General features: G+C 43.6%; 14 protein-coding genes and 1 tRNA gene. 8 read left to right on the top strand and 7 right to left on the bottom strand.

All coding sequences use genetic code 11. From position 1 onward, the window contains the following. Positions 1-11: 11 nt before the first annotated feature. Positions 12-1085 carry a radical SAM protein gene (locus MSKOL_RS07425; protein ID WP_048154840.1) on the top strand — a complete coding sequence of 358 codons (1074 nt, stop codon included), beginning with the start codon at positions 12-14 and terminating at the stop codon, positions 1083-1085. Between the two features lie 685 nt (positions 1086-1770). Here MSKOL_RS07425 and MSKOL_RS07420 read toward each other — a convergent pair. The 7 genes from MSKOL_RS07420 to MSKOL_RS07395 form a co-directional block, all read right to left on the bottom strand. Continuing rightward, positions 1771-1842 (bottom strand) — tRNA-Ala (locus tag MSKOL_RS07420). A gap of 59 nt (positions 1843-1901) precedes the next feature. Beyond that, positions 1902-2171, bottom strand: coding sequence for an elongation factor 1-beta (locus MSKOL_RS07415; protein WP_048119914.1), 270 nt, complete (start codon positions 2169-2171; stop codon positions 1902-1904). Positions 2172-2264: 93 nt separating this feature from the next. Beyond that, positions 2265-2435: a zinc finger domain-containing protein gene (locus MSKOL_RS19215; protein WP_011308351.1), complete on the bottom strand. Its 171-nt coding sequence runs from the start codon at positions 2433-2435 to the stop codon at positions 2265-2267. A 213-nt stretch (positions 2436-2648) separates the two neighbouring features. After that, positions 2649-3317, bottom strand: coding sequence for an amino acid kinase (locus tag MSKOL_RS07410; protein ID WP_048154835.1), 669 nt, complete (start codon positions 3315-3317; stop codon positions 2649-2651). A gap of 11 nt (positions 3318-3328) precedes the next feature. Then, positions 3329-3592, bottom strand: a complete 264-nt coding sequence (locus tag MSKOL_RS07405; RefSeq protein ID WP_197078855.1) for a hypothetical protein — start codon at positions 3590-3592, stop codon at positions 3329-3331. Between the two features lie 24 nt (positions 3593-3616). Beyond that, entirely contained in the window at positions 3617-4600 is a 984-nt protein-coding gene (locus MSKOL_RS07400) for a hydantoinase/oxoprolinase family protein (RefSeq protein ID WP_048158221.1), read from the bottom strand. A 112-nt stretch (positions 4601-4712) separates the two neighbouring features. Beyond that, positions 4713-5672 (bottom strand): ATP-grasp domain-containing protein, encoded by a 960-nt coding sequence (locus tag MSKOL_RS07395; protein WP_048158220.1) that lies wholly within the window; start codon positions 5670-5672, stop codon positions 4713-4715. Between the two features lie 101 nt (positions 5673-5773). On the opposite strand from MSKOL_RS07395, the gene MSKOL_RS19930 reads away from it, so the two are divergent. The 7 genes from MSKOL_RS19930 (at position 5774) to MSKOL_RS07365 (ending at position 13878) form a co-directional block, all read left to right on the top strand. Next, complete coding sequence (locus tag MSKOL_RS19930; protein WP_156150993.1) at positions 5774-5962, top strand: hypothetical protein; 189 nt, start codon at positions 5774-5776, stop codon at positions 5960-5962. Positions 5963-6024: 62 nt separating this feature from the next. Beyond that, complete coding sequence (locus MSKOL_RS07390) at positions 6025-6483, top strand: heat-shock protein (RefSeq protein WP_082091062.1); 459 nt, start codon at positions 6025-6027, stop codon at positions 6481-6483. Between the two features lie 127 nt (positions 6484-6610). After that, positions 6611-7240, top strand: a complete 630-nt coding sequence (grpE, locus tag MSKOL_RS07385; RefSeq protein WP_048154830.1) for a nucleotide exchange factor GrpE — start codon at positions 6611-6613, stop codon at positions 7238-7240. 255 nt (positions 7241-7495) lie between these two features. Beyond that, complete coding sequence (dnaK, locus tag MSKOL_RS07380; protein ID WP_048154826.1) at positions 7496-9346, top strand: molecular chaperone DnaK; 1851 nt, start codon at positions 7496-7498, stop codon at positions 9344-9346. 106 nt (positions 9347-9452) lie between these two features. Next, positions 9453-10622, top strand: coding sequence for a molecular chaperone DnaJ (dnaJ, locus tag MSKOL_RS07375; protein WP_048119903.1), 1170 nt, complete (start codon positions 9453-9455; stop codon positions 10620-10622). A gap of 454 nt (positions 10623-11076) precedes the next feature. Next, on the top strand, positions 11077-12423 hold the full coding sequence (trkA, locus tag MSKOL_RS07370) for a Trk system potassium transporter TrkA (protein ID WP_048154818.1): 1347 nt from the start codon (positions 11077-11079) through the stop codon (positions 12421-12423). Positions 12424-12447: 24 nt separating this feature from the next. Continuing rightward, complete coding sequence (locus MSKOL_RS07365) at positions 12448-13878, top strand: TrkH family potassium uptake protein (RefSeq protein ID WP_048154815.1); 1431 nt, start codon at positions 12448-12450, stop codon at positions 13876-13878. Positions 13879-14379: the final 501 nt, after the last annotated feature.

Raw genomic sequence — 14379 nt, 5'->3', positions numbered from 1 at the left:
GGTGATTTCTTATGGAAAACAATAACGATCTCAATCGAATGGTCAACGATCTCATCAAAAATATATTCAGCGATGCTCTGAATGTCTCCTTGAAGAAACCTGCCATGGCTGCTTTTTTCGTCAGGGCCACGATGGCACAGAAAAAGGCGGCCTCAATCAGGCAGAAAAACGAGGAGAAAGGGCTCCATGTGCCTCCAGTGATGATACTCAGCGTTACCAACAAATGTAACTTGCACTGTGTGGGTTGCTACTCACGGCTCGTCCCCCGCGAACAAAAACCTGAAATGAGCACAGATAGTCTGACGAGCGTACTACGGCAAGCGAGTGAGATGGGCGTTTCCATTGTGTTAATTGTAGGCGGAGAGCCACTGACCAGGCCGGACATATTCGATGTTACTAAAAACTTTCCGGATATGATCTTCACCTTATTCACGAATGGTACCCTCATCGATGACGCTGTGCTTGAACAATTCAAGGAACAAAGGCATGTTATCCCGATACTCAGCATGGAAGGCCACGAGAACATAACGGACCTGCACAGGGGTGACGGTGTTTACGGCCGGTTGATGAAAGACATGGTGAAGCTTCACGAAAGAGACATCTTCTTTGGCATATCACTCACTGTCACCCAGTCAAATTACGAGACCGTCACGGACAAGAGCTTTGTTAAGCTCATGCGGGAGTACGGCTGCAAAGCGTTTATCTACGTAGAGTATAACCCTGTCATGAAAGGTACGGAGGACTGGGTTGTTACAGATTCGCAACGAGGCGAGATCCTGACTAAGATGGCTGCCTTCAGAGCAAGCCAGCCGGGCGTTTACATCGGGTTCCCAGGTGATGAAAAGGCCTTTGGAGGCTGCCTTTCTTCAGGAAGAGGCTTCCTCCACATAAGCGCCTCTGGAGATGTCGAGCCTTGTCCTTTCGCCCCGTACTCTGAATGCAGCATTCTGGACATGCCGCTGAAAGAGGCTCTCAATTCCAGGTTGTTCAAAGCACTGAGGGAGAATCGTGATAAGCTCATGGAATCAAATGGGGGATGTGCACTCTCAAAGAAGCCAGAGTGGGTGAAATCTCTTTTGGACTAAAAGACAGGTGAAAACATAACAATGTTTGCAATTATGGGAAGCTTGAAAGAAAAGGAGAGCGATTAAAAGGTTGTACAGTAAACCGCGCAAGAATCACAGGGCAAAAAGAGAGATACGTAAATGAAAGAAATTAGATAGACAAAATACGAATCACCGTTTCGTCTTCAGCTCATACAGGCGATAAGATTTGTTGAAAACCTTTTTTAGGAATTTTCATAAGTTATTAACACATGCATGAAGAATGAAAAACTTTCATTATTTTTTGTCTTTTTATACTGATATGGGCAATGAATATTGTTTATATTTTTGGGCATTGATTCAGTTGAAGAAACTATAATTACTCTACATTGGTCATCTGGTAAGGAATTTTCTTGCCTGAAAGTTATCGATTTTGCATTAGAAGCCAGCCTTAAATGTTGGCCTATTTACATGAAATCGATACCTGTTCCAGCCCATATTATAAAATATTTGACAAATATTGTGGAAATTGACGTAATTTGTCACGATTCCTCACTTAACCGAAGACGCATGAAAATATATTATATCTTTGAGAAAGAGATACTCTGAAGGAAAACTAAAAGTTGCTGGATTACATATAGAATTACATACAGATATTGAAAGTAATAATTATTGTAAAAAATAAACTTAAAGAAATAGTATTGCTTAGGACTATTAGGTTATTAAATGGACTCGGCGGGATTCGAACCCGCGGCCTTTACGTTGCGAACGTAACGATCTTCCCCTGATCTACGAGCCCAAGAAAGGAGAATATGAAAAGACTGTTTTCCGGACACATTGTCCGGGTCTCTTCTCCTCTTAAATACGATAGACATCCACAACCTGGACGTTTTCAACGCCGGAAACTTTTGCAAAGGCTTCTTCTGCAGGCTCAGTTCCGCCTTCTTCATCATCAACGATTAATGTTACAATCAGAGCCTTCAAACCAAAAGCTATAGGCTCTTCAACAATATCTCCGTGAAGATCGGCCCCTGCTGGAATTACGCCCTTTATCTTCTCTTTCAGCTCTACAAGGTCAGTATCAACGCTTTCTGGCATAATTTTAATCTTTGCTGCAACGTCACCCATTATGATTCCTCTTATACTTTTATCTGATCTTTTTGACCGAGTTTTATTCCATTCACATTTTCGGCATTAATCTGGTTCGAGATTATTGCAGAATCAGGGTGCCTTGTATCCGCATTTGGGGCAGGTGTATACGTTACCCTGCTGCCTGCAGCTTCCACATCTTCCGATTTCTGATCCGCACTGCGGGCAGGGAAACTTTACATAACCCTTTTCCACGAGGCGAATTCCGCATGAAGTACAGTATTCAACTTTTTGTGCTGACATTTTTTTTCTCCTTAATGGTTACTTTAAATTAATAGTTACTTCAAATAGTAAATTTTGTAACGAGTTGCCGGTGAATCAGGCGCCTTCCTTAAGCATCGAGCTTCTGCTTTTCCGGGCACCTTTGTTAACATTAGCAGATTTAATGAACTGAATTTAATTAATGCTTTTGGACACGCTGTGCTTCTTCTGCCCTAGTCATATACGATATACGATTTAAATATTCCCCTTTACCACAGTACCGAGCACAGACTTCCCATACACGGCCTGAATTACCCTATCCGAAGATTTACCATTTACAATCAGGCACTCCATTCGGTTTTTCAGAAGAAATTCCGGCAGGGCAGAATCAATACAGCTTTCACGACTTCCTCCATAGCTGGCAACAGAAACTTCCCTGACTAATTTCCCATTTCTGAATATACCGTCCACATCCGTGGCCTTTATTAAAGTTGCCCCAATCTGCTTTGCAACCCAGGCCGCGATAGTATCCGAGGTCACATCCCAGCTATGAGGCAGAGGATCCTCTGTTCTCAAGAGCCTGTATGGGAAAAGAACAGATACACCCTGAGGCAGACTGGCTATCGAATCTATGCCCAGTGCGCGGCTTTTATCCTTAAGATAACAAGCATACTGCTCCATACCCAGTATAGCCATCCAGTGAGCTGCATCCGCACTCAGCGAAAAGCTTTCATCAGTTTTCCTTACAGCATCAGCAAAAATGCCTCCTCCGGGCACTATTAGAATGGAATAAGAAAGTCCTTCGGATGCACACGCTTCCTCTGGAAGTTTCGGGATTCCTGAGCCAAATTCCTTTACCAGCCTGTCTACAAGCTCGGGAGCCTCTTTGATAAGGCTTCCCCCGATTTTAATTACCACTCTCATAGTTCTTCCTTTCAGGCAACCGTTGACCCGAAACCGTTGCGCCTGTTCATCACAAACCGTTGCGCCGGTTTATCACGCCGATAGGGTTTGGGGATAAGGTTATCAAATTCAAATGGTTCTTGGGGTTTTCGGTCAAGCCTTTTTTCAAAAGGGTTGCGGTCAAACCTTTTTTGAAAAGGGTTGTGATCACGCATAGGGTTTGGGGCTAAGGTCATCAAATTCAAACGGTTCTTGGGGTTTTCGGTCAAGCCTTTTTTCAAAAGGGTTGCGGGCAAGCAGTTTTTTGAAAAGGGTTGTTTTTAAAAAGGCTTGCAGGAAAGCAGCCTGGCAGCCGCATACGCCGGAAAGACTTTTGAGATTTCTTCTCCCCAGCGTCCGGATACTGAGATGCATTCGAAACCAAGTCTCTCTGCAGCTTCCTTTATAAGGAACTCACCAAGACCTGCAGCTGCGATTCTTTTAAGCCCGTTTCTTTCTGCAACTTTGGAAATGGCCTCAGCCAGGACAGAGATTTGTTTTTCCTTTACCTGGGATGCAATTTCGTAGATGTCTTCTTCCCGGATTTCGGAAAGGTCTGCACAGACGAGCCTTGCAAGCCTTCGCATAGCATCGGTTTTGCTCCTGCCTGCTCCATCAGCGGTCTCGCATGTGTACATATTTTCATCAATTTTTCCAAGCAGGAGATAGGTGTCCGCAGTTGTAGCAAAGAGTTCGGAAGCTGTCCTGCACCAGCCCTTTTCAAGTTTTACTTTTTCTAAAAGCGCGGCAAGGTTTGTCCGGAGGATGCCTGCATACACGAGCTCACTTCTGACCAGCCGCTCAAAGTCAGTAAGCCCGGCTTTATGTTCTCCTGACAGGATAGGGATAATATCGCTTGTGGTACTTCCCACATCCACAAAAATACAGTCTCCTATCTCTTCTCCTATCAACCTGGCTGAAGCCGCCCAGTTGGCAGCAGCAAGTTCCCTTAGATCGTCAGCTTCGCTCTGGAACCTTCCCAGACTGTTTATATAAGACACATTTGAGATCCCAAAGGCAGAGTTGACACATGACATTATAAAGCGGATGCCCTGTTCCTTGTCCTCAAAGCAGTCCGCAAGTTCACCGGTCATAACAATAGCAACCTTTTCGGGCTGCAGCCGCTGTGCGATTTCCTTTAAAACGTCCGGAAGCCGTGTATTCTTCCAGAGGGGCAAATAGTGCAGTTCTACAATAGTTCCGTCCGAGGAGGCAAGTTTAGTATTCGCTCCTCCAATATCAAGCCCGATAACTTTAGAATTCATTTTTGAGCCCTTTATCATGTTTTTTCAATCTGTTCTCTATCTTTCAAGCCTCTGGCTTTCCAATCTGTTCCCTATCTTTCAAGCTTCGGCTTTTCAATCTGTATTCTACCTTTCAAGCTCTTCCGAAAAGCTCGCCCAACGCATCTTTTGAAAAGCGGTATTCGCCCTCAATATGTATAGAGTCCGGAAGTTCTCCAAACTTATTTTTCAAAAGCAGGTCTCCAATTTCCTCCCGCATAACACGGTTAATTCCGAAAAGCGAGGCTGTGGGCCTGGGGTTTACATCCACTACATACGGAAAGTCCGCAAGTATGATGTCTACACCCACATATCCAAAACAGTCAAGGCATTTGACTGTGGAGATCGCGGTTTCATAGAGTTCATCTTGCCTTGGAGTCTGGTAAGGAGTAAGGCTTCCGTTATATTTTATGCCGGAAACTCCTATTTTCTCATTTTCTATGGTTTCGGCTTCTTTTTTGCCAAACTCTATAAACTGGCAGTTTACAGTAAGAGGAAGCGGTTTTTTTCCTGCGATAAGGCTTACGCTCAGAGTTTTTCCCTCAACATACTCGCTTGCAATAAATTCTTCGTTGTTCTCAAACTCCGTGACAAGGTATGTTGCTTCTGCGCCGCAGCCGAACCTTGGCTTTGTAACATACTTTTTACCTTCTTCAGCCTTTTTTGCAATCTCAGGGGCTTTAATTCCGGCTTTCGTCAGGATTTCCGTGCACATCAACTTATCAGCGCAACAGGCTGCCGACTGAGGTGAACAGCCCAGGTTTACGGTATTTTCTTCAAGGACTTTATTCAATTCGGGAAGCATAGAATCAGGTGCAATAATCAGCCCTGCATCACAGTCTTTTGCTTTTCTCTCGATTACCTGCATGAAATTTTCAGCTGTAGATTCAATGCACGTGCCTGCGCAGATTTTCGTACCTGCTGAAGGATAGTATACCTCATGCCCAAGACGAACAAAGCTTTCCGAGAGGGTTTTTAGCATGGCAGCTCCCTCCGGGATAAGGGACTTTTCAATGTCCGTGCCGACAGCAAATTCTGCAATCAGGATTTTCATCGGAAAGGAAAAACTCGGGAACTTATTTATTACTTTTTGTTCCAAGCCTTTTCAAAAAAGGCTTGAGCGAAAACCCCAAGAACCATTTGAGTCTGATAACCTTGTCCCCAACCCCTATCGGCGTGATAAACCAGCGCAACGGTTTCGGGTCAACGGTTGCGTTTGAGTCTGATAACCTTATCCCCGAACCCTATCGGCGTGATAAACCGGCGCAACGGTTTGTGATGAACAGGCGCAACGGTTTCGGGTCAACGGTTTCGGGAAAGCAATTTTTTGAAAAGGCTTGCTAAAAATGAAGTTGAGTATGTAAAAGTTTATATAAATTATACAGTTTATACCATAAAGTTAAACATTGAAAAACATAAAGGTGCCTGGTACTATTAACAGCATAAACCCAAATACTCAGTCGATCTTTGAAAACCCGTTTGTCAAAACCCTTACCATTGCGGTTTTCATGGGTATATTCCTGGTTGATATGGGGCTTGGGCTCTTTGAGGTTTTTTCCACAAAAGAAAGTCCATTGCCCTCCGCAGTTGTACTTTTGATTTTTGCAGTAATGTTTATTGCAGGAATGGTTTTTTATGAAAAGCATGGACTTGACACCCTGAGTTCCCTTGTAGGAGGAGCTCTTGCAGGCTTTGGCTTTTCCTTTGTGTTTGTGTCGCTTGTAGGCGGCGTACAGTTTGCACTTGGAGGAGGAATCTCAGCCATCGGGTGGGATCAGGTGATTTCAGCAGTTGCGGCTTCCATGATTGCAAGCGTCGTAATGCTCAAAGCACTCTTTTATAAACTTCAAAACCACTTTTACTGATTTTTCTTTTTCTTCTCTTTCTGGAGTAATATGTATCCGTAACCGTTCGAAAACTATTTATAGAATTACAAACAATCACAGATCAGGACGAGCGAAACCGTTGTACTTACTTGATGGGGTTCGACGAATGAAAATATTCAATAAAGAAAAGAATAAGGATTCTAACGAAGATGCCCAAGCTGGGGCTGAAAATTCTGAAGCCCAAAACTCTGGTTCTTCGGCGGAAGAGATTAATGAAGCACGGGAAAACCCCGAAGAGGCTTCTGCCAGTTCGGAAGCTGAGAAAAGTCCTGAAGTCAGGTGCCAGGAGGAGAAACAGGTTCTCATGGATAAGTATTACCGGCTTGCAGCCGACTTTGACAATTTCAGAAAACGGACCGCCCGCCAGATGGAGGAAAACCGGAAAGCTGTGCTTGAGCAGGTACTTCTTGACTTTCTTGAAGTAACGGATAATTTTGATCGCGCCCTTAACTCTGCAAAGACTGCAGATGATATGAGCTCAATCATCAGTGGAATAGAACAGCTTTCAAGGCAGTATTTCTCAATCCTCGAAAAATACGGACTTGAGAAGATCGAAAGTGAAAAAGCCAGTGAATTTGACCCTCACAGGCATGAGGCAATTCAACATATCGAGACCTCTGAAGTCCCGGACAATACTATAGTAGAGGTTTACAAAACCGGATATGTTCTTAACTCTAAAATTATCAGGCCTGCTATGGTCTCAGTGGCCAGAAACCCTGATGAGGCCGAGAAATAAAGGAGAAAAATCTTACTCCTTAATTCAGGCATACTTACTCTCTAATTAAACTGAACATAATTAAACTGAACTGAACATAATTAAGCTGAACATAATTAAGCTGAACATAATTAAGCTGAACAGCTTTACTATAACTTTACCAGATAACTTAATTAATAATTTAACTTAATGATTTATCTAAATATTTTGTAACTTTATAATTGAATGAAAACTTTAATTGAATAATTTAATCAGGTAATCTAGTGAGGATAAAACATGGCAAAAATACTGGGTATTGACCTTGGTACTACGAACTCATGCATGGCAGTAATGGAAGGCGGGGAAGCTGTCGTGATCCCAAATGCCGAAGGCGCCAGGACAACTCCGTCAGTAGTCGGATTTTCCAAAAAAGGAGAGAAACTTGTAGGCCAGGTTGCAAAGAGGCAGGCCATTTCGAATCCTGAAAATACTGTTTATTCCATTAAAAGGCATATGGGAGACGCCAATTACAAGGTGACTCTTCAGGGAACGCAGTATAAGCCGCAGGAAATTTCCGCAATGATTCTGCAGAAGCTCAAAACCGACGCAGAAGCTTATCTTGGAGAAACTATCAAACAGGCTGTTATTACTGTTCCTGCTTATTTCAATGATGCCCAGAGACAGGCTACAAAGGACGCAGGGGCAATTGCAGGCCTTGAAGTCATGAGAATTATCAATGAGCCAACTTCCGCATCCCTGGCTTATGGTCTCGATAAGGGGGATATAGAACAAACAATTCTTGTCTACGACCTGGGAGGCGGAACCTTTGATGTATCTATTCTCGAACTTGGAGGCGGAGTCTTTGAGGTGAAATCCACAAGCGGGGACACTCACCTTGGAGGAGACGACTTTGACCAGCGTATAGTTAACTACTTACTTACTGAGTTCAGGAAAAACGAGGGAATTGACCTCTCCAAAGACAAAGCTGTACTCCAGCGCTTAACCGATGCTGCGGAAAAAGCCAAGATCGAGCTGTCCGGAGTTGCAAGTACAAATATCAACCTTCCATTCCTAACAGTTGGTCCTGATGGCGAACCAAAGCACCTTGATACCGACCTTACAAGGGCCCAGTTCCAGAAGATGACTGAGGACCTCCTTGAAAAGACCCTCGTATCTATGCGCCAGGCCCTCAGTGATGCAAAGCTCACTCCAGGTGATCTTGATAAAGTGATCCTCGTCGGAGGCGCCACAAGGATGCCTGCAGTTGTCGAGCTTGTGGAAAACTTTACAGGCAAGAAACCCTACAAGAACATCAACCCTGATGAAGCCGTTGCAATCGGGGCAGCTATCCAGGCCGGTGTGCTCGGGGGCGAAGTCAAAGACGTCCTGTTGCTTGATGTCACTCCTCTGACACTAGGAATAGAAACGCTCGGAGGTATAGCAACCCCACTTATCCCGAGAAACACGACAATTCCGACCAAGAAAAGTCAGGTCTTCTCAACTGCTGCTGATAACCAGCCTTCAGTAGAGATTCATGTCCTTCAGGGAGAAAGGGGAGTTGCCTCCGAAAACAAGACTCTCGGCCGCTTTACTCTTGACGGTATCCCACCAGCTCCAAGAGGCATCCCACAGATTGAAGTTACCTTTGATATCGACGCAAATGGGATACTGCATGTAGGTGCAAAAGACCTTGGGACCGGTAAGGAACAGTCCATTTCCATCCAGAAGCCGGGTGGGCTCTCGGATGACGAAATCGAGCGCATGGTCAAAGATGCGGAATTGCATGCCGAAGAAGACAAAAAGCGCAAAGAAGATGTCGAGACCAGGAACAATGCCGAAGCCCTGATCAATGCTGCGGAAAAGACTTTGAAGGATGCCGGAGATGTGGCAACCGAAGACCAGAAGTCAAAGGTAACTGCCGCAATCGACGACCTTAAGAAAGCTCTTGAAGGTAAGGATAGCGAGGCCATAAAGTCAAAAACCGAAGCTCTTCAGGAAGCGGTATATCCAATCTCCACTGCAATGTACCAGAAAGCCCAGCAGGCTCAACAGGCTGCAGGCGGAGCAGGAAATCCTGATGCAAAAGGTCCTGATGACACAGTCGTTGACGCTGATTATGAGGTAGTTAACGACGAAAAGCGTAAATAAGGAAAAACCAAGTAATAAAACAGGCCTGGAGATTCTCAGGCCTTGCCGGAAACCTGCTGCTACAGGCTCCGGAGCTTTATCTTTTTTAAAATAACAGGGAATCCTGATGGCCACAACACGTGATTATTACGAAATTCTTGGATTATCCAAAGATGCCTCACCTGAGGATATAAAGAAAACGTACCGAAAACTTGCGCTAAAGTATCATCCTGACAGGAATAAGGAAGTCGGGGCTGAGGATAAGTTCAAGGAGATCTCCGAGGCTTATGCCGTTCTTTCAGATGATGAGAAAAGGGCTCAGTACGACCGCTTCGGACATGCCGGAATAAACGGGCAATACAGCGCAGAAGATATCTTCCGAGGTGCAGACTTCGGCGGCTTCGGGGATATATTTGAAATGTTTTTTGGCGGCGGGGGAAGCAGAAGAGGTCCTATGGGACCGAGAAGAGGTTCCGATCTCCAGTATGATCTTTACATCACCTTTGAGGAGGCAGCTTTTGGAGTCCGTAAAGATATCGACATCCCTAGAACAGAAAGATGTTCTAAATGTTCCGGAACCGGATCCAAACCCGGAACAAGTCCGAAGCGCTGTCCCACATGCGGAGGCACAGGGCAAATCCGTACTACTCGCTCCGGATTGGGTATGCAGTTTGTAAGCACCACCACCTGTAGCACCTGTCACGGCAGGGGCCAGGTTATTGAATCTCCCTGTCCGGTATGCAGCGGTACAGGCAGAGTCAGAAACACAAGGAAGATAACAGTAAACGTGCCTGCTGGAGCCGATTCAGGCATGAACCTGAGGCTCAGTGGAGAAGGAGATTCGGGAGAAACCGGGGCTCCAGCCGGAGATCTTTATGTTGTGCTTCATGTGATGGAACACCCCTACTTTAAGAGAGTTGATTATGACGTAATTTCCGAGCTTCCTATCTCCTTTGCCCAGGCTGCGCTCGGGATGGATGTAATGGTCGATACCCTACATGGAAAGGTCAAGATGAATATCCCTGCAGGCACCCAGACCCACTCCGTATTCAGGCTTAAAGATAAAGGGATTCAGCACCTTCATGGGGGTAAAAAAGGCGACCAGCTCATCAGGGTTGTAGTCAAGACTCCGACAAAGCTTACTCACGAGCAAAAAGAGCTACTCCGTCAGTTCGAAGACCTGAGCAGCAGTAAAAATCCTGAAGGAAATCAAAACGGCAGGACCGAGAGATCTACGGAGAAAAACAAGAAAAACAAAGGATTTTTCGAAAAAGTAAAGGATGCCTTTGAAAATTAAAAGCGGCTTTTAGCCCCTTTTTTATCATTTTAGAGGCATCTTTTTCTTTTTAATTGTCGTTCTTCTATACTACTTTTTTCTTTACTTTATCTTATTTTCTCAAGATTCGTTTACTTTTGTATTTTGTTTCTTGCTGTAAATATTTGAAAACATTTATATAACTGTTTAATTTTAGAATTTTAACTTGTGGTTATATCCCAGTTGTATTCATAAAAGCCTGGATCGTACAAAATTCTGTATGCAAAACATTTAACTTCGAGAGATGGTCAACACGCCGATTAATATTATCAAAAACAGTTTATTGAGCTGCGTTTTACAGTTTCATTTTATCGGTGTGCTCTCAACTTTCTCTAGTTATATAATATTCGTATCTATTTATCTCGTGCCTGTTCTTTTTATCCGCCAGGCCCCACAGTATAAGGTTAGTTAAAAACAGTTTTTTTGAAGGTGTGCTATGAAGGTTATAATTATCGGCGCAGGGGAAGTAGGTTATCACATCGCAAAGGCTCTTTCCCCCAAAAACGATGTAATAATTATTGAAAATGCTGAAGAAGCGTCAAAACGGGCAGATGAACTTGATGTGCTTGTTATCGAAGGAAATGGAGCAAATGCTGAGATCCTATCAGATATCCTTCAGGGTACTGATTTGCTTGTAGCTGTAACCGGTATAGATGAGGTTAATATCGTAGCCTGCATGACAGCAAAGCTGATTACCCGGGGAAAGCCCGGATGGAAGGAAACTAAAACTATTGCCAGAGTCAGCAATCCGGATTATATTGATTCGCCTGTAACCTCAAGGTCTCAGGTTGGAGTCGATCTCATGATCTGCCCTGAACTTTCACTTGCATCCGAAGTTGCTGAGATCCTGTCAAGTCCATCCGCGATAAGTGCCGAAATGTTTGCCGATGGAAAAGTCCGGATGACTGAGTTTGCAATAAGTCCTGAAAACAAACTTATAGGAAAACAGATTAAGGACCTAAGGCTTGCCGACTGCTGCATTGTCAGTGCAATTTTTCGAGAGCATGAAATAATTATTCCTCATGGAAGCGACACAATTAAGGCAAACGACCATATGGTAGTTGTGGGTAAACCTGAGACTATGGAAGGGCTAGGCAGTACTTTAGGTAGCAAGGTACCCCACAAAAATAGAATTCTTCTTATAGGCTGCGGCATTGTAGGATTTTATCTCGCCAAACTGATAGACAAAGAAGAGAATGCCGACCTTAAAATTATCGAGTACAGTAAAAGCCGCTGCATAGAAGTGGCAGAAATGCTGGAAAATGCTCTTATTTTAAATGGAGACGGCACCGATATCAGTCTACTCAGGGAGGAAGGCATTGAGAACATGGATGTTGTTATCTCGGTTACGGACAGCGATGAGAAAAATCTCCTGTGTTCCCTTCTTGGAAAGCAACTGGGTGCAAAGAAAGTGATTGCCAGGGCTGACCGCTCGGACTACCTGCCCCTCTTTGAAATGGTCGGCATAGATCTGGCAGTCAGTCCCAGGGAAGCAACTGTAAACGAGGTACTCAAGCTTACAATGGGCAGAGGAATACAAACCCTGACGACCTTTGAAGGCGAAAAGGCAGAGATCATAGAGTATACGGCTTCCGAGAACTCGAAAATTGTCGGGAAACCTCTAAACAAAGTCAAGTTCCCAAGGGGAGCTCTCGTCAATATAGTGGTTCGGGGAAAAGATACTATAGTCCCGAGAGGGGACTTCGTCATTGAAAACCAGGATAGAGTGGTCATCTTTTCCATGGCTTCTGCAATGTCGGAGATAGAAAAGTTTTTCAGATGAACTTTAAAAGGCAGGTGGTTTCTTATAGATAACAAGGCAGTCTTTAATGCATTAGGGAAAATTCTATTTCTTCTGTCTTTTACAATGCTTGTTCCTCTTTTAGTAGCTTTTTACTACCGGGAACCTCTTGTACCCTTCATTGTCTCTTTTTTCATAACCCTTATTTCGGGCTTGCTTCTCATGCGGTTTAAAGGCCGTGAGGATTGGCAGCAAAAGGAAGCGCTTTCCATTGTAGCCTTGAGCTGGCTTGCAGCAGCGGTTTTCGGAGCTATTCCTTTTCTTTTTGAAGGGGTCTCTTTTATTGATGCGGTTTTTGAAACAATGTCGGGTTTTACTTCAACGGGTTCTTCGATTCTTGTAAATATTGAGAGCTATTCAAGAGGGCTTCTTTTCTGGCGTTCTTTCACCGCCTGGCTTGGAGGAATGGGGATTATTGTACTTTTCATAGCAGTTCTACCAAAGCTTGGAGTTGCCGGCCGCCAGCTATTCAGGGCCGAGGCACCTGGTCCGACTGAAGATAAGCTGAAGCCAAGAATCCGGGAAACTGCAAGAATTCTGTGGACGCTCTACGTTCTCATTTCTGCTCTTGAAGTTGTGGCTCTGGTACTGGGAGGAATGTCCCTTTATGATGCTCTCAATCATACCTTTGCCTGTATGGCTTGCGGAGGATTTTCTACCTACAATGCAGGAATAGAAGCTTTTCACAGCCCTGTTATTGAATTTATTCTTACATTTTTCATGTTTGTTGCGGGGGCAAACTTTGCCCTTTATTACCGGGTTATTCGTGTTAATAAGCTTGTTCTCTTTCGAGACGAGGAATTCAAGGCCTATTCTTTTTATATCCTTGGTTTCACAGGTTTACTGACATTGGTTCTATTCAAAGATATGGGATTTTCTCCGTTCAATTCTTTCCGTTATGCCATATTTCAAATAACCTCTATTATGACAGCCACTGGTTTTGCTTCAACTGATTTTAATATGTGGAAAGATTCGGCAAAAATTCTGGTTCTTTCAGTCATGTTTATCGGGGGCTGTGCAGGTTCTACAGGTGGAGGCATGAAAGTTGTACGCTTTCTGCTGATGTTAAAATACGCAAGGAGAGAACTCTTTAAATTTGTTCATCCCCGAGTTGTTAAGCCTATCCGCTTTAATAATAAAGCAGTGCCGGATGACATTTTGCAGTCAATACTCTCTTTTGTTGTGCTTTATATAGGTGTTTTTGTCGTAGGTACAGTGCTTCTAACACTACTGGGAGTTGACATGGTAAGCTCGGCTACGGCTTCGATAACGACTCTCGGAAACATAGGTCCGGGTTTTAACATTGTCGGGCCTATGGCAAACTTTGAATCAATCCCATCACTGGGAAAAATCATTCTTATCAGTAATATGTGGGTAGGCAGACTTGAGGTTTATACCGTGCTTGTAATCTTTACAAGGGAGTTCTGGCACTCATGAAGAAAATTGTGGAATACAAAAAGGAGTATTACAAACTGCTGATAAGCGACGAAATAGGATATCTCCCATTTGATGAAGAAGGAGCTTACTGTTTGTTTTAGTTGATTTTAAGACGTTATGAAAAGAATTAGACCATCTTTATATCGAATAGTCATATTGAGAATGAGGAGAGATATTTAGGAATGATTCAAGTATAATATCAAGGCATTTGTTGCCAAGAATCATTATTGTGATAATGAAATTATAGATCAATTCCTGAACTGCAAATTTGAAGTTACATTTTTATCATTCCTATGTCGTTACTGGAGTTTTCGCTCAAGTCTTTTTTAAAAAGATTTGCAGGCAAGCAGTTTTCCGTTTTTGATCAAACTCTTTTTAAAAGTTTGTAGTCGTAACTATCTTAGTAATTTTGCATATTTGTTTATAGAATAATCTTTTCTATTTGAGACTTCAGGGTACAATCCTCAGTCGTTATGTTATAGTTTCAGCCGTTAGGTTATA

It is taken from the genome of Methanosarcina sp. Kolksee (assembly GCF_000969945.1).
GTDB lineage: Archaea > Halobacteriota > Methanosarcinia > Methanosarcinales > Methanosarcinaceae > Methanosarcina > Methanosarcina vacuolata.
This window is presented reverse-complemented; position numbering and strand designations above follow the sequence as displayed.

Coding starts and splice junctions, on each gene's coding strand:
- MSKOL_RS07400 (WP_048158221.1), bottom strand. CDS start 4,600: ATGAATTCTAAAGTTATCGGGCTTGATATTGGAGGAGCGAATACTAAA.
- MSKOL_RS07415 (WP_048119914.1), bottom strand. CDS start 2,171: ATGGGTGACGTTGCAGCAAAGATTAAAATTATGCCAGAAAGCGTTGAT.
- dnaK (WP_048154826.1), top strand. CDS start 7,496: ATGGCAAAAATACTGGGTATTGACCTTGGTACTACGAACTCATGCATG.
- MSKOL_RS07410 (WP_048154835.1), bottom strand. CDS start 3,317: ATGAGAGTGGTAATTAAAATCGGGGGAAGCCTTATCAAAGAGGCTCCC.
- dnaJ (WP_048119903.1), top strand. CDS start 9,453: ATGGCCACAACACGTGATTATTACGAAATTCTTGGATTATCCAAAGAT.
- MSKOL_RS19215 (WP_011308351.1), bottom strand. CDS start 2,435: ATGTCAGCACAAAAAGTTGAATACTGTACTTCATGCGGAATTCGCCTC.
- MSKOL_RS07395 (WP_048158220.1), bottom strand. CDS start 5,672: ATGAAAATCCTGATTGCAGAATTTGCTGTCGGCACGGACATTGAAAAG.
- MSKOL_RS07425 (WP_048154840.1), top strand. CDS start 12: ATGGAAAACAATAACGATCTCAATCGAATGGTCAACGATCTCATCAAA.
- grpE (WP_048154830.1), top strand. CDS start 6,611: ATGAAAATATTCAATAAAGAAAAGAATAAGGATTCTAACGAAGATGCC.
- trkA (WP_048154818.1), top strand. CDS start 11,077: ATGAAGGTTATAATTATCGGCGCAGGGGAAGTAGGTTATCACATCGCA.